Genomic DNA, 24,060 nt, shown 5'->3' with positions numbered 1-24,060 from the left:
GTATGCCCAGGGTTGATCAAGAAAAAGCAGCTTTGATTATTGCTGCTCTGGAGGGGATAACTATGAGTGAACCGGATAAGAACAATTTTGTTGTGTCTCAGGAAAACTGGTCCCTCCACCGAAAAGGATATCAAGATCATCAAAGGCATATGGAAAAAGTGCAGGAAGCCATTAAAAACAACTTGCCGGATTTGATAAGTGAAGAAAATATCATTTTATCCAATGGGAAGGACGTAATTAAGATTCCGATTCGTTCCATGGATGAATACAAAATCCGATACAACTACGAGAAAAACAAGCACGTAGGCCAAGGTGACGGAGATAGCCAGGTGGGGGACGTAGTAGCAAGAGATGGACGTGCCGGACAGAACGGAGCCGGAAAAGGAAAGGGTCCTGCTGGTGATAAACCAGGAGTGGATTATGCAGAAGCAGAAGTTTCGATCATTGAATTAGAAGAAATGCTGTTTAAAGAACTTGAACTTCCTAATCTTAAGCAAAAAGAACAAGATCAGATCGTGTTAGAAAAAATCGAATTTAACGATGTACGTAAAAAGGGACTTATGGGTAACGTCGATAAGAAAAGAACCATCTTAACGGCATTTAAGAGGAACGCTTTGATTGGCACCCCTAGTGTGGCACCCATCATGAACGATGATCTGCGATTTAAGACGTGGAATGAAGTTGTTAAGCCTGAATCCAAAGCTGTCGTATTAGCCATGATGGATACATCTGGATCGATGGGGATATGGGAAAAGTATATGGCAAGAAGTTTCTTTTTCTGGATGACACGTTTTCTGCGTTCCAAATACGAAAAGGTAGAAATTGAATTTATTGCACATCATACCGAAGCGAAAGTGGTTTCTGAACAAGACTTTTTTAACAAAGGTGAGAGTGGAGGAACGATTTGTTCATCGGCTTATCGAAAAGCGCTTGAGCTGATCGAAACGAAATATTCGTCTAACCGTTTTAATATATACCCGTTCCACTTTTCAGATGGTGACAATCTTACAAGTGATAATGCACGTTGTGTAAAACTCGTCCAAGAAATCATGGAACATTCGAATATGTTTGGTTATGGAGAAGTAAATGCCTATAACCGGCACTCTACATTAATGAGTGTGTATAAGAATATGGATAATGAGAAATTCAGTCACTATATTCTAAAAGAAAAAGCCGATGTTTATCACGCCATGAAGAGTTTCTTCAAAAAAAGTGAAGTAACTTCCTAGGTGAAAAATTTTTAGAACCCGCCATCCATGTATTGGATAGCGGGTTTTGTTGTTGAAACGTGCAAAGTTACATATAACTAAAGATAAGATTTCTGGACGAAAATTTCGAAACTAAAGGGGTGTGAAGTTTGAAAAGATTAAACAGATCAGCAGCTTTTTGCTTAAGTTTCATATTTATCTTTATGTTGGTCTCCGAAAAATCCGCTCATGCTGACTGGTTTGATCCACTAACCATTCATTTTTTAGATGTTGGACAAGCTGACTGTATTTTAGTAGAAGCACCGAACGGGCAGACGATGCTCATTGATGGCGGTGATGAGCATGATGGAGAAGAAATCATCACTTATCTGAAAAGAGAAGGCATCACCCATCTTGATATTGTCGTTGCGTCACATCCGCATCATGACCATATCGGATCGCTGGATGATGTGATCCGTGCTTTTCCAGTGAGTGTTCTTTATATGCCAAACCTGCCTTATGATACGAAATATTACCATGACCTGTTTCGCGTCATTAATGAAAAACAAATACCTGTAGATCGGGCAAAAGCTGGGGTGAATTTCAAGATGGGATTTTCCGTCAAAGTGGAAATGCTCGCCCCAAAGGCTTCATATTACAAACATATTAACGATTATTCCGCGGTTATCAAGATTAAGCATGGCAAAAAGAATTTTCTTTTAATGGCGGATGCTGGAGCGGAAGAAGAAAAAGAGATTATCAATCGTGGAGGTGTGAGAGCAGATGTTATCAAGATTGGGCATCATGGGGCAAACACAGGAACAACGATGGAATTTTTAAGAAAAGTAAAAGCAAAAACGGCTGTCATATCAGTTGGGAAAAACAATCCTTACCAGTTTCCCTCAAAAGAAGTATTATACCGGCTGAATAACAGAAAGATGACAATTTACAGAACGGACCAAATGGGGGCAATCATTGCAACTAGCAACGGGAAAAAGATCTTGTTCAGAACGAACGTACTTCATTAATTTCGTAAATGGTGGAGAAAGGAATCGGTTTTCTTGCGTCTTTATTAAAAATTTAAGAAAATATAATAAAAACGCAGTTAGGATGATGGCTTTGATTAAAGCTCTTGTATTCGATTTTGATGGCACGATCTTAGATACTGAAACTCAGCATTATAATGCTTTTCAAGAGTTGTATAAAGAACATGGAACAAATCTGCCGTTAGAAGTATGGGGAGAGTGTATAGGCACTCACTCTGATTTCAACCCATACGAATACTTAGAAAAGCAAATACAAAAAAAATTGAACCATGAAGAACTGCGTTCCAAAAAAACAGAGCGTGAAATAGCACTAATTCTTGAACAAAAGCCATTGCCTGGTATAGAAGATTATTTAAAAGCTGGCAAAGAGCTCGGATTAAAGATTGGTCTTGCTTCAAGCTCCTCACGAAAATGGGTGCTCGAACATCTTGAGCGGATAAATCTTCTTCCTTATTTTGAGGTCATTAAAACCGCAGATGATGTGGAAAAAGTTAAGCCTGACCCAGCACTTTATTTAAAAGCGGTTGAAGCTCTAGGGGTAAAACCGGAACAAGCCATCGCTTTTGAAGATTCAGTGAACGGATCGTTGGCTGCAAAAAAAGCAGGACTTTTCTGTGTCGCGATTCCAAACTCAGTTACGAAGCATATGACGTTTGGTGAAGTGGATCATCAAATGGAGTCTGTAGCAGAACTAGAGTTATCAGCGTTACTAGACCTAATAGAGCGGAAGAAAGTGAAATGATTGGTATTAGGGTATAAAGTCCGTTATGAATCAAGTATGATGGTATTAAGTGAATAAGCAGGTTAGAGGAGTGGAATAGATGAGTGAGCTTGATGTTTCCAAATTCGAGAAAAAAATAGAGCTTCGCAACATTCAGTTTGAAGATATAGATGAAATATTAGAGCTTCAAAAAATTTGTTTTCCTGGCAATATGGAGCCGTGGGAGCGGGATCAGTTAAAGAGCCATCTAAGAATTTTTCCAGAAGGACAGTTCTGTGTCACATATGAAGGGAAAATTGTTGGAAGCTGTTCAAGTTTGATGTTGAATTTTGATGAATACGATGATAAGCATACGTGGGACGAAATTACGGATAAAGGTTATATTACAAATCATGATCCTGAAGGCTTTAATCTTTATGGCATAGAAGTCATGGTGCACCCAGAATACAGAAGAATGAAGATTGGACGCCGTTTATATGAGGCGCGTAAAGAGCTGGCTGAACAGAAAAATTTAAAAAGTATCATCCTTGGTGGAAGAATACCGAACTACCATAAACATGCGAATGAAATGTCTCCAAGAGAGTATGTAAGAGAAGTCATTCAGCATAATATTTACGACCCTGTATTAACGTTTCAACTAATGAATGGTTTCACAATCATGCGTTTAAACAAAAGCTACCTTCCTGATGACAAGCAATCCAATGCGTACGCAACACTCATGGAATGGAACAATGTAGATTATATTCCAAACAAAACGAAGAAATACTTCAAAACGAGTGAGCCGGTTCGAATTACAGCCATTCAATATATGATGAAAACGATTGAGTCATTTGAAGATTTTGCAACCCAAGTGGAGTATTATACAGATGTTGCTTCTGATCAAGGATCAGATTTTGCTGTTTTCCCTGAATTGCTCACTACCCAGCTATTATCGTTTTGCGAAGAAAAGAGCCCGAGTTTAGCCATTCGAAAATTAACTGAATTTACGGAGCAATACATCGAGCTATTTACAAACCTTGCTGTTAGATATAACGTAAATATTATTGGAGGCTCTCACTTCGTGGAAGAAGATGGTGACATATACAATGTTGCTTACTTGTTTAGAAGAGATGGCACGATTGATAAACAATACAAAATTCATATCACACCGAATGAACGAAAATGGTGGGGAATTACAGCAGGTGACAAAGTACAAGTTTTTGATACAGATTGTGGGAAGATTGCCATCTTAATCTGTTATGATATTGAGTTCCCTGAGCTTTCGCGTATCGTGACAGATCAAGGAGCGAAAATTATTTTCACTCCTTTCTGTACGGAAGATCGCCAAGGTTATTTAAGAGTTCGTTATTGCTCACAGGCTCGTGCAATTGAGAATGAGATCTACACAGCAATTGCTGGAACAGTGGGTAACTTGTCACAAGTTGAAAATATGGATATCCAATATGCCCAGTCAGGTATTTTTACACCATCCGATTTTTCATTCCCGAGAGATGGTATTGTTGGGGAATGTCATCCTAATATTGAAACTGTTGTTGTTGGTGATGTAGACCTTGAAATATTAAGAAGACAACGCAAAACAGGCAGTGTAACACTTTTACGAGATAGAAGATTAGATCTGTACGGTGTTGTACAAAAAGATAAGAGTAAGTAAACAAAGACCGTAAGTGCGGTAAGCGAATAAAGCTTGCCGCATTTTTTCTATTTCTCGGGAAATACAACGAACTGTGTCAAAATGGAATCATGTCTCGACATGCATTTTATTTTTTTAAGTGAAAACAGTATAATAAAGGCTGTAATTCATACATAAAGCAGGAAATACTCGATTAAAATCGAAACTAAAAATGAACATTAATTATTTAGCATAAAAGGAGGCAGTACTATGTCCTGGGAGAAAACATATGAACGATGGATTCAAAAAGAAGAACTTGAAAAACCATTAAAGACTGCACTAGAGAGCTTCAAAGATAACAGGACGATACTTGAAGACTGCTTTTATAAGAATTTAGAGTTTGGCACAGGGGGCATGCGCGGTGAGATTGGCCCTGGCACAAACAGAATGAACACGTATACGGTTAGGAAAGCATCTCTTGGCTTAGCAAATTTTATTATTGAACAAGGTGAGAAAGCACAAAAACGGGGTGTCGTTATCGCTTTTGATTCCAGACATCAATCTCCTGAGTTCGCAATGGAGGCTGCCAAAACGCTTGCTTCAAACGGTGTACAAGCTTACGTTTTTGAAAGCTTAAGACCTACTCCGGAATTATCTTTTGCGGTAAGATATTTAAAAGCATATGGTGGTATTGTGGTTACGGCGAGTCATAACCCCCCGGAATATAACGGTTATAAAGTGTATGGTCCGGATGGCGGACAGTTGCCGCCAAAAGAAGCTGATGAAGTTATTCAAAAAGTAAATGCAGTTGAAGATGAACTTTCAATTGTTGTAAAACCAGAGGAATTTTTAAAAGGCGAGGGTTTGATCAAAGTAATTGGTGATGAAATAGATCAAGCTTACATGGAACAATTAACTAAGATCAGCCTAAACCGAGAAGTTATAAAAGAAATGCATGATTTGAGCATCGTTTTTACTCCCCTGCATGGAACAGCAAACCTTCCAGTAAGAGAAGGCTTAAATAAACTTGGATTTACGAATGTTTCTGTTGTTAAAGAACAAGAGTTACCAGATCCTGATTTTTCAACGGTAAAGTCACCTAATCCGGAAGAACACGCTGCGTTCGAGCTAGCCATTCAATATGGGAAAGAAACCAATGCAGAAATTTTGATGGCAACTGATCCTGATGCGGATCGAGTGGGATTTGCGGTGAAAAACAGCGAAGGGGAATACGAAATCCTTACAGGGAACCAAACCGGCGCACTTATGCTTGAGTACATCCTTTCTCAACGTGAGGAAAAAGGAAGCCTTTGTTCAAAAGGCATTGTTTTTAAAACAATTGTTACATCTGAGCTAGGCCGAGTTATTTCTGAATCATATGGAATCTCTTGTGAGGATACGTTAACGGGCTTTAAATTTATTGGTGAAAAAATAAAAGAATACGAAAAGAACGGCAAGCATTCCTTCCTTTTTGGATATGAAGAAAGCTATGGATCTTTGATTGGAGATTTTGTCAGGGATAAAGATGCTGTCCAAGCCTGTTTGATGGGTGCCGAAATGGCCGCTTATTACAAGAAACAAGGAAAGACCTTATTTGATGCCTTAAACGATATTTATGAAAAGCATGGGTATTATAAAGAAGGTCTGGAATCGTTAACGTTAAAAGGAAAGTCTGGAGCAGAACAAATCTTAAACCTTCTTGCTGGTTTTAGGGCAGATCTTCCCCTTGAGATAAATGGCAAGAAATTAGTGGCAACAGAAGACTATCAAGCAAGTTCGCGTTATAGAATTGATACTGACCTTACAGAGGATATTATGCTTCCTAAATCGAATGTTTTAAAATATAAACTTTCAGACGAATCGTGGTTCTGTGTCAGACCGTCGGGAACAGAACCGAAAATCAAGTTCTATTTTGGCGTCCAAGCTGAAACAAACAAAAAAGCCGACACAGCATTGTCTTCTTTAAAACAAGCTGTAATGGAACTTGTTCATGAAAGAATGCAAAAGGTGGTACAATAATAAGAAGTAAAGAAGGCTGTATGCAGTTGCTGCAGCCTTTCTATCACTTTTAAGTGAACCGTTTGACAACAGAAAAAGTTTCATGTAATATACCCCTATAGGTATTTTTAGCTTCTGAGGAGGTGCTGAATTTGGAATACACTCAAGAAATGAAAAATCGACTTAAAAGAATTGAGGGTCAAATACGTGGAGTATTGCGTATGTTAGAAGAAGAGCAAGATTGTAAAGCGGTCATTACTCAACTTTCTGCTTCCCGTACAGCTATTGATCGCACAATAGGATTAATCGTCGGCACGAACCTGGAACAATGTTTGCGTGAACAAATGGAAAGCGGAGAGGAAATGAACTCTGATCTTGTTAAAGAAGCTGTTCAGCTTCTCGTGAAAAGCCGATAATTCTGTCATAAGCATCGTCTGTTGACAGATTATCTTTTATCCTTTAATATACCCCTATGGGTATTTAGGGAGGAGAGGAATTCAATGATTGATTTCAGTTTTTCTCTTCCTATAAATATGGCTTGATTGCGATTAACCACCATGAATGGTGTAGATCTGGTGGTTAATAAAGACAAGATCTTATTAAAGTCATTAAAAGACAAAACAAGTTAGTGTTAGAAACAAGTTGGGAAGATGGTAATTTTTTTTGGTTTTAAATATACCTATACGGGTATTGGCAATATGATAACTTTTATAGGAGAGGGGATACTAAAACGTGTCTTTTGAAGCGATTAACCCACAAGATGTGGAGCGTTTACTTAAAAGCGGCGAGAAGTTAAACATTATTGATGTTCGTGAAAATGATGAGGTTTCACAAGGAATGATTCCGGGAGCTAAGCATATTCCGTTGGGAGAGGTTGCATCTCGATTAAATGAGTTAGATCAAACAAAAGAATACATTATGGTTTGCCGTTCAGGTAAAAGAAGTGAAAAGGCTTGTAATGTTTTGTCCGCTAATCATTTTAAGGTCAAGAACATGAGTGGCGGTATGATGAATTGGGATGGCCAAACAATATAAAAAAACAATTTACGTGGAGGTACTAACAAATGAGTATTAAAGTAGATCAAGTTTTAGACTGTAAAGGGTTATTTTGCCCAATGCCGATTGTTCGAACGAAGAAAGCAATGGATCAGCTTGAAGCAGGTCAAGTCATTGAAGTGCTGGCAACAGATAAAGGTTCACTAGCTGATATTCAAGGTTGGGCTAGAAATACTGGGAACCAGTATCTAGGAACGAAAGAAGATGGGGATGTGCTTATTCATTATTTAAGAAAAGCAAACCCTGATGAAGTAAAAGAAGCAACTAAGTTTGAGCATACGATTCAAAACGATGAATTAGAAAAAGCACTGGATTCGAAAAACGACGATATGGTTATTCTAGATGTTCGCGAGCCAGCAGAATATGCGTTTAAACGTATACCTGGGGCAGTATCCATTCCACTTGGAGATCTTGAAAACAAACTAAGCACTCTTGATAAAAATAAAGAAATTCATGTTGTATGCCGTACTGGTAATAGAAGTGATATGGCTGCTCAAATCTTAACTGCAAATGGATTCGAAAAAGTGAAAAATGTTCTACCAGGCATGTCTGAATGGACGGGACCAACGGAAAATGATGAAGGAGGAAATAAATAATGGCTAATAAAACAGCAATTATCGCAAGTAATGGAAGTGCTTTTGATGCATACAAGGTTTTTAATATTGCAACAGCTGCAGCATCTGCGGATTACGAAGTAACAATTTTCTTTACATTTGAAGGTTTGAACTTAATTCATAAGGAAGGCTATAAGAATTTGCCGTTACCTGAAGGGAAAGAACATTTTGTAGAAGGATTTAAAGCTGCAAATGTACCATCTATTCCTGAATTAGTAGAAATGGCTCAAGAGATGGGCGTTAAAATCATCGCATGCCAAATGACAATGGATGTAATGAATTTGAAAAAAGAAGATTTTATTGATGGTATCGATGTAGGTGGAGCAATGATGTTCTTAGATTTCGCAAAAGATGCAAACATGACAGTAACTTTCTAAAACGAAAAAAAATGAAATGAGTATAATCACGAGGAGGTAGTTAAACAAATGATTAAACCAATATCAGCAAAAGAAATAGCAGAACGTGTTGTCGAAGGAAAAATGTTTGTTCTTGATGTTCGAAATGAAAGTGATTTTAATGACTGGAAGATCGAAGGGAAAGGAATTGAATCTATCAATCGTCCGTATTTCGATTTATTGGATGGTGTTGAAGAAGTGTTGGAACACCTTCCGAAAGAAGAAGTGGTCGTTGTATGTGCGAAAGAAGGTTCTTCAAAAATGGTGGCAGAAATGCTCGCTGAAGAAGGCATTCAGGATGTTTATTACCTTGAAGGTGGTATGAAAGCTTGGAGCGAGTACTTGTTGCCAGTTAAGATCGGTGACCTTAAAGATGGAGGATCTCTCTATCAATTCAACCGTATTGGTAAAGGATGCCTTTCTTACCTTGTTGAATCAAACGGAGAAGCAGCAATTATCGATTCTGCTCGTATGACAGAAGCTTATGAAGACTTTGCAAAAGAAAATAATTTGGAAATTAAGCACATGATTGATACTCACCTTCATGCTGACCACATTTCTGGCGGACGCAGCCTAGCAGAAAAAACAAACGCAACGTACTGGCTTCCTCCGAAAGATGCTGAAGAAGTAACGTTCTCATATGAAGCATTAGAAGAAGGTAAAGACATTACGATCGGTCACACAAAGATTGAAATTCAGCCGCTTTATACACCAGGACATACGATCGGAAGTACGTCCATGATCGTTGACGGCCAATACCTGCTTTCTGGAGATATTCTATTCGTTGATTCGATCGGACGCCCAGACCTTGCGGGTAAAGCTGAAGACTGGGTAAGTGATTTACGCGATTCCCTTTATAACAAATACAACAACCTTTCAAAAGATTTGGTTGTACTGCCAGCTCATTTTGGAAAGATCAGTGAGCTTGATGAAAAGGGTGGAGTTTCTGCTAAGCTTGGAGATTTATTTGAGAAGAACAGCGGTTTAAACATTGAGAATGAGGCTGAGTTTAGAAAAGCAGTAACAGAAAACTTGCCACCACAACCGAACGCATATCAAGAAATTCGTGAAACAAACATGGGTAAAATCAACCCTTCAAATGACGAACAACGCGAAATGGAAATCGGTCCAAACCGATGTGCCATTTCTGAATAATAACTAAACCAAACTAAAATTTTTCAGGAGGTTCTATACATGAACGTAAAACAAACTTTAGACACTAAAGGGTTATCTTGCCCAATGCCAATCGTAAAAACAAAAAAAGCAATGGATACACTTGATAGTGGTGACATCCTAGAAGTTCAAGCAACAGATAAAGGTGCAGTTAACGACTTGTCTGCTTGGTCAAAATCTTCAGGTCATGAACTATTAGAACACAAAGAAGAAGACGGTGTGTTCAAATTCTGGATTCAAAAAGGTTAATACAACGATATGAAGAGGCATATGTTTATGCCTTTCCCTATCATTTATATTATTGGGGTTAATATGAGGAGGAGAGTTGAAAATGGAACAAACACAAGATAAAACAACAATGGTAGTGTTTAGTGGAGATCTTGATAAGGCGATTGCAAGTTTTATCATCGCAACAGGGGCAGCTGCAATGGGGAAGCAAGTAACGATGTTCTTTACGTTTTGGGGACTGAACGTATTAAGAAGAGACGAATATGTAAATGTTGAAAAATCATTTTTAGATAAAATGTTCGGTAAGATGCTTCCAAGAGGACCAGAAAAGCTAGGGATTTCTAATATGAATTACGGTGGCCTTGGTGCAAAAATGATGAAGTATACGATGAAGAAAAAGAATATTGCTTCTCTAAAAGAATTAATTGAAGTGGCTCAAGATCTAGACGTAAAAATGGTTGCTTGTACGATGTCCATGGATGTCTTGGGAATTACGAAAGAAGAACTTATTGATGGTTTAGATTATGCAGGTGTAGCTTCTTACCTTGCCGACGCAGATGAGTCAAAGATCAACCTATTTATTTAATGTTTTGATGGATTAGCGAGGGGATGGTGATGACTTGGAATTCACATTTATTATTACGATCTTTTTAATTGGCTTTATAGGTTCATTTATATCTGGAATGGTCGGGATCGGCGGATCGATTATCAAATATCCGATGCTGCTTTATATTCCGGCAATGTTAGGATTCACAGCATATACCGCTCATGAAGTATCAGGGATCAGTGCTATTCAAGTCTTCTTTGCCACGATAGGTGGGGTATGGGCTTATCGTAAAGGTGGTTATTTAAATAAAACATTAATTATCTATATGGGATCTGCGATTCTCATCGGTAGTTTTATTGGTGGATACGGATCACAGGGAATGTCTGAAGGACAAATTAACGTCGTTTATGCGGTTCTCGCTACGATAGCGGCTGTAATGATGCTTATTCCAAAAAAGGGCATTGATGATATTCCATTAGATCAAGTTACGTTTAATAAATGGCTTGCAGCCGGATTAGCATTTATTGTAGGTGTAGCAGCAGGTATTGTAGGTGCAGCAGGTGCGTTTATTCTTGTTCCCATCATGCTGGTCGTACTCAAGATTCCAACACGCATGACGATTGCTACGTCACTTGCCATCACATTTATTTCTTCAATCGGTGCGACAATCGGTAAGATTACGACAGGGCAAGTTTTGTTATGGCCTGCGGTAATCATGGTAGTTGCAAGCTTGATCGCTTCTCCGCTTGGCGCGCAGTTTGGTAAAAAAGTGAATACTAAAATTCTTCAATTTATCTTGGCTGCACTTATTGTGGCTACGTCAATAAAAATCTGGTTAGATATTTTAGGGTGAAAAATGTTTGATTTCTTTTTTTTTCAGGTAACACATATAAAAGAGACTTTTTTAGGAGGTTGCTTATGTTTCACTACACAGTCGAAACAACAATGACCATGGAAGAGGCTGCACTGAAATTAGAGGAGCAGTTGAAGGAAGAAAAGTTTGGTGTGTTATGGCAGTTTAATGTAAAAGAAAAGCTGCAGGAAAAGGGATTAGACTATAATGATGACTTCCTCATTCTAGAGGTTTGTAATCCTCAGGAAGCAATGGAAGTATTGACACAAAACAAGATGATTGGATACTTCTTGCCATGTAAGATGGTGTTATACTCGGAAGAAGGTAAAACAAAAATTGGAATGCCTAAGCCGACGGAATTCGTGAAACTGCTAAAGGATCAAGATCTAGAACAAAAAGCAAAGGACATTGAAGAACGTCTTATGGCATGTATGGACAAAACGGTATAAAGACAAAAATGAGCCTATTTAGGGCTCATTTTTATATGCTTTTATAAAAATTAATCGAACGAATAAGAGTCATTGTCATTGTGGCAAAACCAACAGAAAGAATGGTGACGAGTGAGTAAAATAAAATACCCTCTCCCATCACGTATAGACCTGCCAGAATAACTCCAGCATCAATGAGAAAGATGACCATGCCTACATTGATCGCGAGCCAACGTGATACGAAGAGTGCCAGTAGATCAGTTCCTCCTGTACTCGTTTCGTGGCGCAGCATCCAGCCGATTCCTGTTCCGATAAATAGACCGCCAATTACCGATCCTTCCATAACAGAAACTGAAAACATTCCTCTTAATGGGGTAAGAAGATCGATGATCAAAGACGAAGCGAGAAGTCCATGAACGCTGTTTATAAAATACCGGCGTTCAAGCTTCCAAGCTAGCAGATAGATAGGGATACTCAACAATATAATCGTTAAACCGACTTTATAGCCCCATACATATTTTAAGAGAAGACTAATTCCAATCATCCCGCCATCTAATAAATGAAAAGGGACAATAAAACCATTTATACCGATACCGAGCAACACGCTGCCAAAGAATATAGCTATTGTCCGTTTGACCATGGCGATCATCCCTGTCCTGTTGTGATTATTAACATATATGCGGGATTGTCCAGGAATAGTCATTGAAATGAGGGATATTGTCGTCCGTTTGGGTGGATAAAACAAAAATCCCTTGCCAAGTAGCAGAGGGATTTTACGTTTTTTATTTTTTTGTAAAACCTAACGTAATGGTTTGCGGTTTTTGTGGAGGAGCGCAGCATAGTGATAAATCACGTGCATCTCCAGCTCCAGCTGATTCAAAATCTGAGTCTTCTTTCGTATAAAAGATTTCCCAAGCGTTACCGTCTGGGTCATACACCCACACTTTATCTTGGACGGCATAGCAGCAAGTCGTGTCCATCTCATCGATTAGAAGAAGACCAGATTCACGCAAACGTTCTCCCATCGCGATTACATCTTCTGTGTTGTCTACTTGAAAACCTAAATGGTTAAGCACGCCATCTTTTTTAAATGGCCTAACGTTCAGTGAAAAATGAAGTGCAGGCTGATCGAGCTCGAATTTTGCATAATTGTCTTTTACTTTAACGGGCTCTTGCCCAAAAAAGCTTTTATAAAAGTCTAGTGATTTTTCAAGGTCTGTACAGTTAACCGCTACATGCATACGTTGAATCATCGTTTAAACTCTCCTTTTTTATGATAAAAGTAATAGCCACAGATAAAGGCCGGTTAAAGTGATGAATAAGACAGGAACCGTTAACAAGATTCCAATTTTGAAATAATAGCCCCACGTAATCTGCACCCCTTTTTTTGCTAAAACATGCAGCCATAAAAGGGTAGCGAGTGAGCCAATCGGTGTAATCTTAGGACCTAAATCAGATCCGATAATGTTGGCATAAATTAAGGCTTCGCGTATAACACCAGATGTTTGTGTGCCATCAATGGCTAAAGCATCAATCATGACTGTTGGCATATTGTTCATAACAGATGATAATACGGCAGCCAAGAATCCCATTCCGATTGTGGCAGCAAACAATCCTTGATCTGCAATCATTTGAATTAAGCTGCCTAGAAGATCTGTTAATCCAGCGTTTCGAAGTCCATAGACGACAACGTACATTCCAATTGAAAAAACAACAACCGTCCACGGTGCATCCATTACGATTTTTTTCGTTTGTATCGCAGGACTTTTTCGGGCTGCAAAAATAAAGAAGACTGCTGCTGCACCTGCAATAATGGAAACGGGTACTCCAATAAACTCACTCGTTAAATAACCCATCAATAAAACAGCTAATATGAGCCATGACAGTTTAAATAGCTTAGGATCCCGTATCGCCTCTTTTGGCTGTTTCAGCTGAGATAAATCATAGGTTGCAGGAATATCTTTTCGGAAAAAAATAAATAACACAACCATGCTGGCAAACAAGGAAAAGAAGTTCGGCACGATCATACGGCTCGCGTATTCAACAAATCCGATGTTAAAAAAATCGGCAGAAACAATATTTACTAAGTTTGAAACAACAAGGGGAAGCGAAGTTGTATCCGCGATGAATCCACTTGCCATGATAAAAGGCAGAATCATTGTTTCTTTAAAACGCAGTGCCCTTACTTGTGCGAGTACGATCGGTGTAAGGATAAGTGCAGCACCGTCGTTAGCAAAGAAAGCCGCAACAGCTGCACCTAGTAATATGACATAAATGAACATTCTCTTGCCATTCCCACCAGCTAGCCGGGCCATATGTAGTGCAGACCACTCAAAGAAACCAATTTCATCTAAAATGATGGAAATCAATATGATAGCTACGAAAGCTAATGTGGCATTCCAAACTATGCCGGTAACGGTCCAAACATCTGCAGGACTTACGACTTTCAGCAGAAGTGCAATAATAGCACCGACAGAAGCAGACCAACCGATCGAAAGGCCTTTAGGCTGCCAAATGACAAAAATAAGTGTGATTAAAAATACACCAAAGGCTGTAATCGCCATGCTGTCCATAAAAAAATTCCCCCAATGCTGTGTATTCTCTATGCTAGCAGCAAACCTTTCCTCCAGATACCTTTAGTTGTTCAATTTTTTCAGACATGTCAGGCAAAGCTTCAAGGTTTTCTTTTATAAACGGATAGATCTCACCGTCGATGGAATAAAAAATCCATTGACTGTTTCGGCGTTCTTTTACTAATTTTGCTTGTTTTAATTTTCGGAGATGCTGTGAAATACTAGGCTGTGTCATTTGTAAAATTTCGACTAACTCACACACACATAATTCTTCATGACGGAGTAAAGCTAAAATGTTCAATCGTGTTTTATCTGCCATTGCTTTGTAACATTCAGCTAACTGTTCCAGTTCCATATTGTTCTCACCTCATTAGTATATAACCATATGTTTATATAGCATGTCAAAGAATATATAAATAAATATTGATATAAGGATATACTTATATTATGATGGTCTCGAAAGAAGTCTTAGGAGGTTATTCAAATGGCAAAACCAATCATCTATTTCCTTTGCACAGGAAACTCTTGCCGCTCTCAAATGGCGGAAGGATTCGGACACCATTATCTTGGTGATAAATATGACGTGTACTCAGCTGGAATTGAGGCACATGGCGTTAATCCCAATGCGATTAAAGCGATGAATGAAGTGAATATTGATATTACGAATCAGACATCTGATGTGATCGATAAAGACATTTTGGAAAGAGCTGACTTGGTGGTTACATTATGCGGACATGCTAATGATGTTTGCCCAGCAACACCTCCGCACAAAAAGCGTGAACACTGGGGGTTTGATGATCCTGCAGGAAAAGAGTGGAGTGAATTTCAACGTGTCCGAGATGAAATTGCTTCCCGTATTAAGCGATTCGCTGAAACAGGTGAATAATTTACGATAAAAAAGAGCTTAGGAGCAGATAGCTTCTGAGCTTTTTGTATGAAATTCTTTATTTAGCTCATGTTACTAATGAGGTGAATGATTTGAAGCGAATATTCCTTTTGGTACTGAGTCTAATAATTCTTTTTATAAGTGAACCGATTGCAGTTAATGCATCCGATGAGAAAGCAGTATTTGTTCGAAAAGATGGATTATGGTTAAAAGATGGGGAAGTTGAAAGAAAGATTGTTGAAGGCGGAAAAGTATTTTACCCAAAATTTTCGAGTGATGGTATATACGTTAGTTATTTATCAGGAGATTCAAAGGAATTATGGATCTACAACCGGGTTACTCGTTTAAAAAGAAGGGTATTTGCTGGAGATGCTTATATGCCGAGATGGGCTCCAGTTGGACAAAAGCTTGCCTGGAAAAGCGGGAGTGTACTTAATGTTATAAACCTGTCAGAGCCAACTGAACCTTTTGAGAACGTTGCGTTAGGTGTAGGGAATTACAGCTGGACGTCTGATGGGAAAGGGTTCATCATTTCCTCTTCTGCACATTTAGAGCCGGATGGATGGAGTGCTGTTCAAATTTTTACTGTTCCGGCTGATGCAAAAGGTGACCAAACGAAAATAAAAAGGATAACAACTCTGCCAAAGAGGAGTGATACTTTTTTTGCGATTGGTACGACTGAATTTAAGTGGTCAGCAAGAAGCAGGCAGTATGCATTTATCGCTTGTCCGACTGCCTCCATGTCAGCAGATAGCAATACATTAATGACGGTTACAAAATATGGATCTGAAACAAAAATGGCAGGAAACATGCTGAGTGATCCTAATTGGTTTCATTGGTCGCCAAAGGATGAGAAACTTGCTTTCATAAAAGGAATAGGGCGGCTAACTTCAGAAAATAAAAAACTTACGTATTGGCAGGCAGATAGCGGAAAAGAAGTGGATCTTGGGATCGAGGGATTTGCGGATGGTGATTTCACTTGGAGAAGTGATAAGGCGATTATCGTAAGCAGACAGATTGAATGGGGTTGGAATGTTCCTGAAGAAAAGAGGCCTCATCCATTTTTAGCAATTGTAAATGTCAAAGATGGTAGTGCAAAAAAAATCACAAAACCTGAAAAGGGCGTGGCTGATGTGTATCCAAAAACGATGCCAGGTGGAGAAATCGTGTGGATAAGAACAGGTGGGAGTATGAAGAAAACAAAAGTGATGAAAAAGAAAAACGCTGATTCAAAAGAAGAGGTGTGGATCGATCATCTTAAGGAAGCATCGGATTGTTATGGATGGCAATGTGTATTAGATGTATATAAAGCAAGGTGAGAATGAGTAGATGCAGGCGAATCCTTTTTGGGGATTCGCCACTTTTTTTGATGACATGTTGGGAAATAATTGTCGGACAAGCGAGATAGTTAGCCGATCGAATCAAAAATACACAATTTATGTAGTTCTTATGGCTTATTTATCGAGTCCGGCATCCTGAAACGGCAAAGGGAAATAAATTGTTGGGGGACAGTCCCCAACAATTTATTCATATTAGAAAGGATTCTCTCTGCTTCATAAGTAATAGTATGAAGCAGAGAGAAAGGGGATTTCAATCGTGCAATCTATACGTAAGGATGCTTTAACGGAAACACAACCACTACATAGAAATCCAAAAGTAATGAGATTACTTGGCAGCAAATTCATTTCATTTCTTGGCGACCAAATCTACTTGCTAGCTCTTCCGCTTATCGTTCTTCAAATTACGGGTTCTGCTGTTGCGATGGGGATGATTGCTGCAGTAGAAAGAGTGCCTGTATTTTTTCAGCCTCTAGCAGGTTGGATCGCGGATACATTTAACCGTAAAAAGCTGCTCTATATAGCTGACCTTTCAAGAGGCGTTCTCCTTCTTTTCTTGGCTGTGCTTTACCAGGCCAATCTTCTTGAATTTTGGCATATCGCCACAGGTGCACTGTTCATGGGTTGGCTAACACAGCTTCATAATGCAGCAGGCTTTGCTTTTCTGCCTCATCTAGTGCAAAAAGAACGTCTTCATGAAGCGAATGCATGGAATGAAGGGCTGTTTCAAACTGCTATCGTCATCGGACCTGCTCTAGGTGGATTACTTATTTCCTTAACAGCACCTGGTTTAGGCTTGTTATTAAACGCTATTTCCTTTTTTATCACGTTTTGGATCATTACAAAAATCAACATTCAACCAACCAGCAAGGTGAGATCCTTTAATCGAAATACATTTTTCCAAACATTCACTTTAGAATTAAAAGAAGGGTTTAAACATGTGTTTCATACAAAGATCATTTTTTACACAAATATGGCTCTCATGATATCAACTTTCGGAACAACGATGTATTTAACATTATTCATTTTTCACTTAACAGAAGTTCTGCTGTTTAAACCTGCCCAAATCGGAATCATTCTATCATTGGGGGGAATCATGGCGATTACAGGAGCCCTTGTAACAAACAGACTTAGCCACCTATTTACATTTCAAGCGATTTTGATGATGGCGCATTTACTTGGTGGACTTTCAATCATTAGTTTAGCCTTTTCAGGAACCTTTCTTACTGTCGCCATAGCCAATGCCATCGGAGTATTAGCTGCTTGCATGATTAATCCATGTATCACAACAATCCGCCAAAAACACACACCTGACATCTTATTAGGAAGAGTACAGGCGACAAGCCGTTGGATGACATGGCTTTTATTGCCGTTTTCCGCGATGCTTTCAGGTTATTTAGGATCAATCACAAGTTCTGCTGCAACGATTGCAATCGGGGGAACCATCACAGCAACTACATTTTTGTTTTATTTATTACCAGCCGTTCGAAAAGCATAATTTGTAACCCGTCCAATTTTTCACTCTCGTTTTCTCATGAATGCCCGTTTTCTTTCATACAGTTAAAAGTAAGGAAAAAGCAGGAGGGGGAAAACATGAACTGGGACTTGCAAAACAAAGAGCTTCAAAACGCAATTGCGGAAATTACCGAAATTGCAGACCACTTTGGCCTTGATTTTTACCCGATGCGGTATGAAATATGTCCGGCAGATATTATTTATACGTTTGGTGCTTACGGGATGCCTACCCGATTTTCACACTGGAGCTTCGGAAAGCAATTCCACAAAATGAAGCTTCAATATGATTTAGGTTTAAGTAAAATTTATGAGCTTGTTATCAATTCAGATCCTTGTTACGCGTTTTTATTGGATACAAATTCATTGATACAAAACAAACTTATCATTGCACACGTTCTGGCGCATTGTGACTTCTTTAAAAACAATGTTCGTTTTTCAAACACGAGACGGGATATGGTAGAATGCATGACCGCAACAGCCGAACGGGTGGCTCAATACGAACATCTCTATGGAAAAAAAGAAGTTGAAGAGTTTCTCGATGCCATCTTAGCCATTCAAGAACATATCGATCCTTCACTCGTAAGAAACAAATTGAACTATGTGTTTGAAGAGGACGAAGAAATCATTCAGAAAAAAGAAACGCCATATGATGATCTTTGGAAGCTAGATTTAAAAAAATCGGATAAACCCATATTGAAAAAGAAAAAGACATTCCCGCCACAGCCTGAAAAAGACATTCTTTTGTTTATTGAGCAGTACAGCCGTGAACTCGAGGAATGGCAGCGAGACATCTTATCCATGATGAGGGAGGAAATGCTGTATTTCTGGCCTCAGCTCGAAACAAAAATCATGAACGAAGGCTGGGCTAGCTACTGGCACGCAAAGATCCTGCAAGAAATGGACTTAACCTCTCATGAGACGATCGAGTTTGCGAAACTTAATGCAGGTGTTGTCCAGCCATCGAAAACATCCATCAACCCTTACTATCTAGGTCTTCAGATCTTCAAAGACATTGAAGAACGCTACAACAACCCTGATGAAGAACTGATAAGACAAGGCGTTAAACCTGGTTCTGGTCGTGAAAAAATGTTTGAAGTCCGTGAACTGGAGTCCGACATGTCGTTCATCCGAAACTACTTAACGAAGGACTTAGCACAACGGGAAGATATGTATCTGTTTCAAAAGCAGGGGAAAGAATACAAGATTGTTGATAAACAGTGGGAAGAAGTCCGCGATCAGCTCGTTAGTATGCGTGTGAACGGAGGATTTCCTTACATTACCGTAAACGACGCAGATTATATGAAGAATGGTGAATTATACTTGGTTCATAGCTATGAAGATATGGAACTGGATGTGAAGTATCTGGAGAAAGTGCTGCCGCATGTTCATCACCTCTGGGGACGTCCTGTTCATATGGAGACGAAGATTGAGCAGAAGCCTGTGTTGTTCACTTATGATGGGAAGACGGTGCATCGGAAGTATCTCTAAATTTAAAAAATTACAAGCTGTGATGCTTGTAATTTTTTTGTGTTCATTTAAATACATATAATGGATAATAAAAAAGAAGAAATATACATAAAGGGCTATTGTTAAAAGAATCGATTGCTTTTCCAACTCCTTCTTCAAAAAGTCTTAAATGAATGAGAAGGTGGAGTACGAAAAGTTTGTGATCAAACAAAGAATGAAGTCCGATAAAATGGTTTCGCTGTGTACTGCATATTTGAATCGGTTTGTTCAATAGACTTAGATTTTTAACCAGATATTTTGGGTGATAAAAAGAGAAAAAATGGAGTGAATATAAAAAGGGATAAATAATGGATAGAGGGGTATTTAATGGAAAACATCAATGTAAGTCTAGTTAAAAGTTTAATAAATGAACAATTTCCAGATTGGTCTCATTTGGAGATTTTACCCGTGCAATTTAGCGGGAATGATAACCGAACGTTTCATTTGGGAAACAATATGAGTGTAAGACTACCCAGTTCAGAACACTATGCTGCTCAAGTTGAGAAGGAACAAAATTGGCTGCCAAAATTAGCTATTAAACTTTCATTACCAATACAAACACCCATAGCAATAGGTAAACCATGTAAGAAATATTCATTACCGTGGTCAGTTAATAAGTGGTTAGAAGGTGAGACGCTAACCCATCATAATATATATGATATTTACCAATTTGCTAAAGACTTAGGGTCATTTTTACTTGAATTACAATCAATAGATGCCAGTGATGGTCCTTTAGCAGGGAAGCACAATTTTCATAGAGGCGGGGATTTAGGCATATATGATCAAGAGTGTAGGGATGCAATAGAACCCAACAAAGATACTATAAACGCGCCAGTAATAAATGAAATATGGGATCTTGCTCTAGAATCAAAATGGTCAAAAGCTCCAGTTTGGGTTCACGGTGATATAGCTCCTGGTAATATTCTAGTTAATAAAGGAAAGCTCTCTGCCGTTATTGATTTCGGTATTTTAGGGGTTGGTGATCCTGCATGTGATGCAGCCATGGCTTGGACGTTCTTTGATGATAAGAGTAGAGTGGCATTTAAAGATGCATTAAATATGGATGAAGAAACATGGAATAGAGCTAGAGGATGGGCTTTATGGAAGGCTTTAATTACTTACAATTGGAACAAACATTCAAACAAAGCAACAGCAGAAGAGTCATTAACTATTGTAAATGGAATTGTGCAGGAATACATTTTAAAAGCAAAATAAGTCCAACCTGAGATCCTTAACAGAATTAATATGGATACCAATATCAGATTTAGAGAATGTAGAACTTTACGCTAATTAATGGATGATTTAATTCCTAAGTGAGCGGTAAAACCGTCTCAAAAATTAAACAAGTGTTTAAATAGCAATATGAAAAAGCACGCTGCTTGCGTGCTTTTTATTGTTCAACTATGTGAAATATGATCGATCTCCTTTTCGAAACACATTCGAGATAATTCGATATAGAAAGGGAAACCAAGTATCCCTATACTAAAAGTTAAGGAGGAGATCTATATGTCTGATAACTGGAATTTTTATTTAGATGAACTGGATGGTTACTTAGCGTCATTCGTTGTAGATTTGGAAGTAACAGAAGAGATAAATATCAAAAAATATAAAAAGTTATTCTCAGTAAGGATTAATCTGAAAAACCCCACAGAACAGAGTTACCCCGAAGAACAAGAAGATGATCGTATAGGGGAATGGGAATACGATCTGATGGAAAGGTTGAATAATGAAGATATTGTTCAAGTAGGAAGGCTAACAACCAACGGCATACGAGAATTTTTTTATTATGCAAATACAGATAAAAAGGTCAAAATCATTGAGCAGCATGCAAAAGCTCTATTTGATAACAATAATTACGAAACAGAAATAAAAGGTATTGAAGAAGATGAACCGTGGGAATTTTATTTTGAATTTCTCTACCCGAACGAATATCAGTTCCAACACATGTCAAACCATGAGTTGGTGGAGATATTAGAAAATGAGAAAGATGATCTTGAAGTACCTCGTAAGATCGAACATTGGGTGGAGTTTGAGACATTGGAGGATTTAAAATTATTTGAACGAGACATTCAACAAGAGGGCTTTATCACAGAAGGATACGAGCAAGAGAAGAATGAAGACGGTACATACAGCATTACCATCTCTCGTGAAGATGGAGTAGATTATCACCTGATTGATTCTGTAACCGACACGGTTATTGAAATGGCACAAAAACATAACGGTGAGTATGACGGATGGGAATCACCTGTTATTCAAAAAAAGTTATGAAAAAAGTAATGGATATGATTGATGCAAGTTCCAATTGGGCAAGAGTATCATTGCTTGAGTTGAAAAAAACCGAAAAAGAGCTTGGTGCTATTTTTCCAGATGAATACAAGGAACTCTTTTTAGAAACGAATGGAGCAAACTTTGGTGATTGGACTTTGTTTCCTATTCCAACAAATGAACAATCAGAATTTACTATGGATATTGTAAAACGTAATCGTGAGAACAGACCGAAAAATATACCGAGTGATATGATTTGTATTGGTGAAAACAATAATGGTGATAAACTCTGCTACCGTATCAGAAAAAGATTGATGCAGGAACAAATCTATCTATGGGATGAGAAAAACGGGAATTGCGATTGTAAAGCATCAACCTTAAGCCTATTTATTGATTGGTATGTACCGAAGGCGAACACGATTATGCCAAAAAATGTGGGTACTTTTACAGTAGAAAGTGGACAATTAATTGTTACTGATCCATGCTATCAGGTGGAAGAAGAAAATGAGTTGCAAATCATACTTTCAAATGTAAAAAAAGGGAAATGGCAAACATCCATCTCTTACTCTCATGATAAAGTCGTTGAAACTTTATTTGTATTTTATGGAGAAAAGAAACCGACTGGAAAATGGCATGATTGTGATAAATCTATTGGAGTGGACTCTGCACAAGCTGGAATTTTTGATCTTACAATATTTGGTATGGATGATGTCATCCAATTTGAAGTGAGAAATGTAGATGACATTAAGATGGATGAAGACGGATTAAAATATTTTGTTGCATGCTGTGATGTAGTTGCTTCTGATGCCCAGGGTGGAGTTGTTCCAGGTGGAGCGGTTTCAATGTCCGGTTATGGAGACGGCATGTACGAAGTAAAAGTAAAATATAACGTTTCTAAAGAGGTCGTTGGAGTGATGATTGACTTTAAAGCCGAAGAATAATGGAATGTGTTTTTTGAACGTATGGCATGAAAAAGATGTGGATCCTGAATTTCTATGCGACCCTAACCGTGAACAAATTATATATATTTTAGTTATGAAAGGGTCTTGTTCTATTAGAAACCCAACACGCGAGACCGTGTCTGCAGTGAGACATGGTCTTTTTGTTATGGGTTATGAGTTTAGTCGAACAAACTTTTTTTCGATAGATGTGCTTATTAAATTCTTCTTTTTCTTTAACTGTTTAGAACTAGGTTGATGCTCTGAAAAAGACCTTTTCATGCCCTCTACCATGAAGTTCGTACCTAAAATGGAAAGAGCAAACCCATAAACCGGTGCAAGTAATACCCATTTAGAAGCCCAAAATTCATAGAGTGTGGATCCGATTAGACCTGACCACTCGTTCATCAATTGAAACGATTCCTTTACTTCTTCTCCTCCCAAAGATACGTCAACTGTTATAAAGTCTACTCCACCAATAAACAGTTCCAAAAATCCCATATGTGCTAACAAGATTAAAACCGCAACCACATGTTGTCCATACATAATTGCAAGTCGTGGTAATAAAAAGGGAAGGATGTGTTTTCTTAGAATATGAAAATACCCGCCTCCAAACAGTTTAACTCCTTCAAAAAATTCCATTTTCTTTATTTCACTGATTTCTTCCGTTATTAACACACTTAAAGTAGGAACAGCAATAAACGTTAGGACTGCAATAGAGAACGTAATTTGTTGGGTGTTTGTAAAACTCCATGCAAAGATGATTAATACGGGCGACAAAATAATAAATGCCAGTAAAGAAACTGGAACAAACTTAAATCCTTCGACCATCTCAATAAAAATGACGCGAATTTTCATAGGCATGATTTGCAAAAAGAAACTAAAAATGCAGGAAAGTAGAAGTCGGAGTGCAGCTACTGCAAAGGCAATGCCGAGCGTGTATTTAGCCCCGTCCATGACCTTGAAAAATAAATCATTACCTAATCTGTCTGTACCCAACCAGAACTGGGTTGATGGCGGAAATGGTGCGGCTCCCAACAGTTCCTTTTCATCGTTGTACAAAACTTGCACTTTTTCGGGAGGTTCTGAGTGAAAATGGGAATAAACAAAACTTCCCAGAAACATGGTTAACATCATGATGAAACCTATGAGAAATAAAGGTTGTTTTACTAGTTTTGCCACTCC

General features: G+C 38.4%; 26 protein-coding genes. 21 read left to right on the top strand and 5 right to left on the bottom strand.

Translation table 11 applies throughout. The features are described 5' to 3' along the window. The first annotated feature begins 62 nt into the window (after positions 1–62). From yhbH to KUV80_RS15475, 14 genes are all read left to right on the top strand, one after another. Positions 63–1,229 (top strand): sporulation protein YhbH, encoded by a 1,167-nt coding sequence (yhbH, locus tag KUV80_RS15540; RefSeq protein WP_222463640.1) that lies wholly within the window; start codon positions 63–65, stop codon positions 1,227–1,229. 128 nt (positions 1,230–1,357) lie between these two features. Next, positions 1,358–2,215: a ComEC/Rec2 family competence protein gene (locus KUV80_RS15535; RefSeq protein ID WP_222463639.1), complete on the top strand. Its 858-nt coding sequence runs from the start codon at positions 1,358–1,360 to the stop codon at positions 2,213–2,215. Between the two features lie 91 nt (positions 2,216–2,306). Further along, the gene (locus tag KUV80_RS15530; protein WP_222463638.1) at positions 2,307–2,975 is read left to right on the top strand and encodes an HAD family hydrolase; all 669 of its coding nucleotides are present in this window, start codon (positions 2,307–2,309) and stop codon (positions 2,973–2,975) included. 79 nt (positions 2,976–3,054) lie between these two features. Beyond that, the gene (locus tag KUV80_RS15525) at positions 3,055–4,605 is read left to right on the top strand and encodes a bifunctional GNAT family N-acetyltransferase/carbon-nitrogen hydrolase family protein (RefSeq protein WP_222463637.1); all 1,551 of its coding nucleotides are present in this window, start codon (positions 3,055–3,057) and stop codon (positions 4,603–4,605) included. 228 nt (positions 4,606–4,833) lie between these two features. Next, positions 4,834–6,582, top strand: a complete 1,749-nt coding sequence (locus KUV80_RS15520) for a phospho-sugar mutase (protein ID WP_222463636.1) — start codon at positions 4,834–4,836, stop codon at positions 6,580–6,582. 131 nt (positions 6,583–6,713) lie between these two features. After that, entirely contained in the window at positions 6,714–6,977 is a 264-nt protein-coding gene (locus tag KUV80_RS15515; RefSeq protein WP_222463635.1) for a metal-sensitive transcriptional regulator, read from the top strand. A gap of 316 nt (positions 6,978–7,293) precedes the next feature. Further along, the gene (locus KUV80_RS15510; RefSeq protein WP_222463634.1) at positions 7,294–7,596 is read left to right on the top strand and encodes a rhodanese-like domain-containing protein; all 303 of its coding nucleotides are present in this window, start codon (positions 7,294–7,296) and stop codon (positions 7,594–7,596) included. A 29-nt stretch (positions 7,597–7,625) separates the two neighbouring features. Then, positions 7,626–8,213, top strand: coding sequence for a sulfurtransferase TusA family protein (locus tag KUV80_RS15505; protein ID WP_222463633.1), 588 nt, complete (start codon positions 7,626–7,628; stop codon positions 8,211–8,213). Further along, positions 8,213–8,608 carry a DsrE/DsrF/DrsH-like family protein gene (locus tag KUV80_RS15500; protein ID WP_222463632.1) on the top strand — a complete coding sequence of 132 codons (396 nt, stop codon included), beginning with the start codon at positions 8,213–8,215 and terminating at the stop codon, positions 8,606–8,608. The genes KUV80_RS15505 and KUV80_RS15500 overlap by 1 nt, the downstream gene beginning before the upstream one ends. 48 nt (positions 8,609–8,656) lie before the next feature. After that, positions 8,657–9,781: an MBL fold metallo-hydrolase gene (locus KUV80_RS15495; protein WP_222463631.1), complete on the top strand. Its 1,125-nt coding sequence runs from the start codon at positions 8,657–8,659 to the stop codon at positions 9,779–9,781. A gap of 39 nt (positions 9,782–9,820) precedes the next feature. Continuing rightward, entirely contained in the window at positions 9,821–10,048 is a 228-nt protein-coding gene (locus KUV80_RS15490) for a sulfurtransferase TusA family protein (protein ID WP_222463630.1), read from the top strand. A gap of 82 nt (positions 10,049–10,130) precedes the next feature. Next, a complete protein-coding gene (locus KUV80_RS15485; protein ID WP_222463629.1) occupies positions 10,131–10,613 on the top strand; it encodes a DsrE/DsrF/DrsH-like family protein in 483 nt (160 codons plus the stop codon). Between the two features lie 34 nt (positions 10,614–10,647). Then, the gene (locus KUV80_RS15480; protein WP_222463628.1) at positions 10,648–11,427 is read left to right on the top strand and encodes a sulfite exporter TauE/SafE family protein; all 780 of its coding nucleotides are present in this window, start codon (positions 10,648–10,650) and stop codon (positions 11,425–11,427) included. A 65-nt stretch (positions 11,428–11,492) separates the two neighbouring features. Further along, entirely contained in the window at positions 11,493–11,876 is a 384-nt protein-coding gene (locus KUV80_RS15475; RefSeq protein ID WP_222463627.1) for a DUF302 domain-containing protein, read from the top strand. A gap of 31 nt (positions 11,877–11,907) precedes the next feature. Here the strand turns inward: KUV80_RS15475 and KUV80_RS15470 are convergent, their stop codons facing one another. From KUV80_RS15470 to KUV80_RS15455, 4 genes are all read right to left on the bottom strand, one after another. Beyond that, positions 11,908–12,495, bottom strand: coding sequence for a YitT family protein (locus KUV80_RS15470; protein ID WP_222463626.1), 588 nt, complete (start codon positions 12,493–12,495; stop codon positions 11,908–11,910). Positions 12,496–12,637: 142 nt separating this feature from the next. Continuing rightward, positions 12,638–13,105 (bottom strand): ArsI/CadI family heavy metal resistance metalloenzyme, encoded by a 468-nt coding sequence (locus KUV80_RS15465; RefSeq protein ID WP_425308996.1) that lies wholly within the window; start codon positions 13,103–13,105, stop codon positions 12,638–12,640. A 21-nt stretch (positions 13,106–13,126) separates the two neighbouring features. Further along, complete coding sequence (locus KUV80_RS15460) at positions 13,127–14,419, bottom strand: arsenic transporter (protein ID WP_246625263.1); 1,293 nt, start codon at positions 14,417–14,419, stop codon at positions 13,127–13,129. A 43-nt stretch (positions 14,420–14,462) separates the two neighbouring features. After that, positions 14,463–14,783 (bottom strand): ArsR/SmtB family transcription factor, encoded by a 321-nt coding sequence (locus KUV80_RS15455; protein WP_222463623.1) that lies wholly within the window; start codon positions 14,781–14,783, stop codon positions 14,463–14,465. Positions 14,784–14,912: 129 nt separating this feature from the next. On the opposite strand from KUV80_RS15455, the gene arsC reads away from it, so the two are divergent. From arsC to KUV80_RS15420, 7 genes are all read left to right on the top strand, one after another. Continuing rightward, positions 14,913–15,314: an arsenate reductase (thioredoxin) gene (gene arsC, locus KUV80_RS15450; RefSeq protein WP_222463622.1), complete on the top strand. Its 402-nt coding sequence runs from the start codon at positions 14,913–14,915 to the stop codon at positions 15,312–15,314. A gap of 92 nt (positions 15,315–15,406) precedes the next feature. Beyond that, the gene (locus KUV80_RS15445) at positions 15,407–16,633 is read left to right on the top strand and encodes a hypothetical protein (protein WP_222463621.1); all 1,227 of its coding nucleotides are present in this window, start codon (positions 15,407–15,409) and stop codon (positions 16,631–16,633) included. A gap of 277 nt (positions 16,634–16,910) precedes the next feature. Continuing rightward, complete coding sequence (locus KUV80_RS15440) at positions 16,911–18,149, top strand: MFS transporter (protein WP_222463620.1); 1,239 nt, start codon at positions 16,911–16,913, stop codon at positions 18,147–18,149. 95 nt (positions 18,150–18,244) lie between these two features. Further along, positions 18,245–19,654: a SpoVR family protein gene (locus KUV80_RS15435; protein ID WP_222463619.1), complete on the top strand. Its 1,410-nt coding sequence runs from the start codon at positions 18,245–18,247 to the stop codon at positions 19,652–19,654. A gap of 345 nt (positions 19,655–19,999) precedes the next feature. Then, complete coding sequence (locus tag KUV80_RS15430; protein WP_222463618.1) at positions 20,000–20,887, top strand: aminoglycoside phosphotransferase family protein; 888 nt, start codon at positions 20,000–20,002, stop codon at positions 20,885–20,887. 291 nt (positions 20,888–21,178) lie between these two features. Further along, a complete protein-coding gene (locus KUV80_RS15425; protein WP_222463617.1) occupies positions 21,179–21,940 on the top strand; it encodes a DUF695 domain-containing protein in 762 nt (253 codons plus the stop codon). Beyond that, the gene (locus KUV80_RS15420; RefSeq protein WP_246625238.1) at positions 21,907–22,878 is read left to right on the top strand and encodes an SMI1/KNR4 family protein; all 972 of its coding nucleotides are present in this window, start codon (positions 21,907–21,909) and stop codon (positions 22,876–22,878) included. The genes KUV80_RS15425 and KUV80_RS15420 overlap by 34 nt, the downstream gene beginning before the upstream one ends. Before the next feature lie 171 nt (positions 22,879–23,049). On the opposite strand, the gene KUV80_RS15415 is transcribed toward KUV80_RS15420, so the two are convergent. Further along, positions 23,050–24,057: a hypothetical protein gene (locus KUV80_RS15415; RefSeq protein ID WP_222463616.1), complete on the bottom strand. Its 1,008-nt coding sequence runs from the start codon at positions 24,055–24,057 to the stop codon at positions 23,050–23,052. Between the last annotated feature and the right edge of the window lie 3 nt (positions 24,058–24,060).

Origin of the sequence: Fictibacillus nanhaiensis (genome assembly GCF_019801215.1) — a bacterium.
Classification (GTDB): Bacteria; Bacillota; Bacilli; order Bacillales; family Fictibacillaceae; genus Fictibacillus; species Fictibacillus nanhaiensis_C.
This window is presented reverse-complemented; position numbering and strand designations above follow the sequence as displayed.

Coding starts and splice junctions, on each gene's coding strand:
- KUV80_RS15490 (WP_222463630.1), top strand. CDS start 9,821: ATGAACGTAAAACAAACTTTAGACACTAAAGGGTTATCTTGCCCAATG.
- KUV80_RS15470 (WP_222463626.1), bottom strand. CDS start 12,495: ATGGTCAAACGGACAATAGCTATATTCTTTGGCAGCGTGTTGCTCGGT.
- KUV80_RS15460 (WP_246625263.1), bottom strand. CDS start 14,419: ATGGCGATTACAGCCTTTGGTGTATTTTTAATCACACTTATTTTTGTC.
- KUV80_RS15520 (WP_222463636.1), top strand. CDS start 4,834: ATGTCCTGGGAGAAAACATATGAACGATGGATTCAAAAAGAAGAACTT.
- KUV80_RS15435 (WP_222463619.1), top strand. CDS start 18,245: ATGAACTGGGACTTGCAAAACAAAGAGCTTCAAAACGCAATTGCGGAA.
- arsC (WP_222463622.1), top strand. CDS start 14,913: ATGGCAAAACCAATCATCTATTTCCTTTGCACAGGAAACTCTTGCCGC.
- KUV80_RS15525 (WP_222463637.1), top strand. CDS start 3,055: ATGAGTGAGCTTGATGTTTCCAAATTCGAGAAAAAAATAGAGCTTCGC.
- KUV80_RS15425 (WP_222463617.1), top strand. CDS start 21,179: ATGTCTGATAACTGGAATTTTTATTTAGATGAACTGGATGGTTACTTA.
- KUV80_RS15500 (WP_222463632.1), top strand. CDS start 8,213: ATGGCTAATAAAACAGCAATTATCGCAAGTAATGGAAGTGCTTTTGAT.
- KUV80_RS15475 (WP_222463627.1), top strand. CDS start 11,493: ATGTTTCACTACACAGTCGAAACAACAATGACCATGGAAGAGGCTGCA.
- KUV80_RS15430 (WP_222463618.1), top strand. CDS start 20,000: ATGGAAAACATCAATGTAAGTCTAGTTAAAAGTTTAATAAATGAACAA.
- KUV80_RS15485 (WP_222463629.1), top strand. CDS start 10,131: ATGGAACAAACACAAGATAAAACAACAATGGTAGTGTTTAGTGGAGAT.
- yhbH (WP_222463640.1), top strand. CDS start 63: ATGAGTGAACCGGATAAGAACAATTTTGTTGTGTCTCAGGAAAACTGG.
- KUV80_RS15495 (WP_222463631.1), top strand. CDS start 8,657: ATGATTAAACCAATATCAGCAAAAGAAATAGCAGAACGTGTTGTCGAA.
- KUV80_RS15455 (WP_222463623.1), bottom strand. CDS start 14,783: ATGGAACTGGAACAGTTAGCTGAATGTTACAAAGCAATGGCAGATAAA.
- KUV80_RS15420 (WP_246625238.1), top strand. CDS start 21,907: ATGGGAATCACCTGTTATTCAAAAAAAGTTATGAAAAAAGTAATGGAT.
- KUV80_RS15505 (WP_222463633.1), top strand. CDS start 7,626: ATGAGTATTAAAGTAGATCAAGTTTTAGACTGTAAAGGGTTATTTTGC.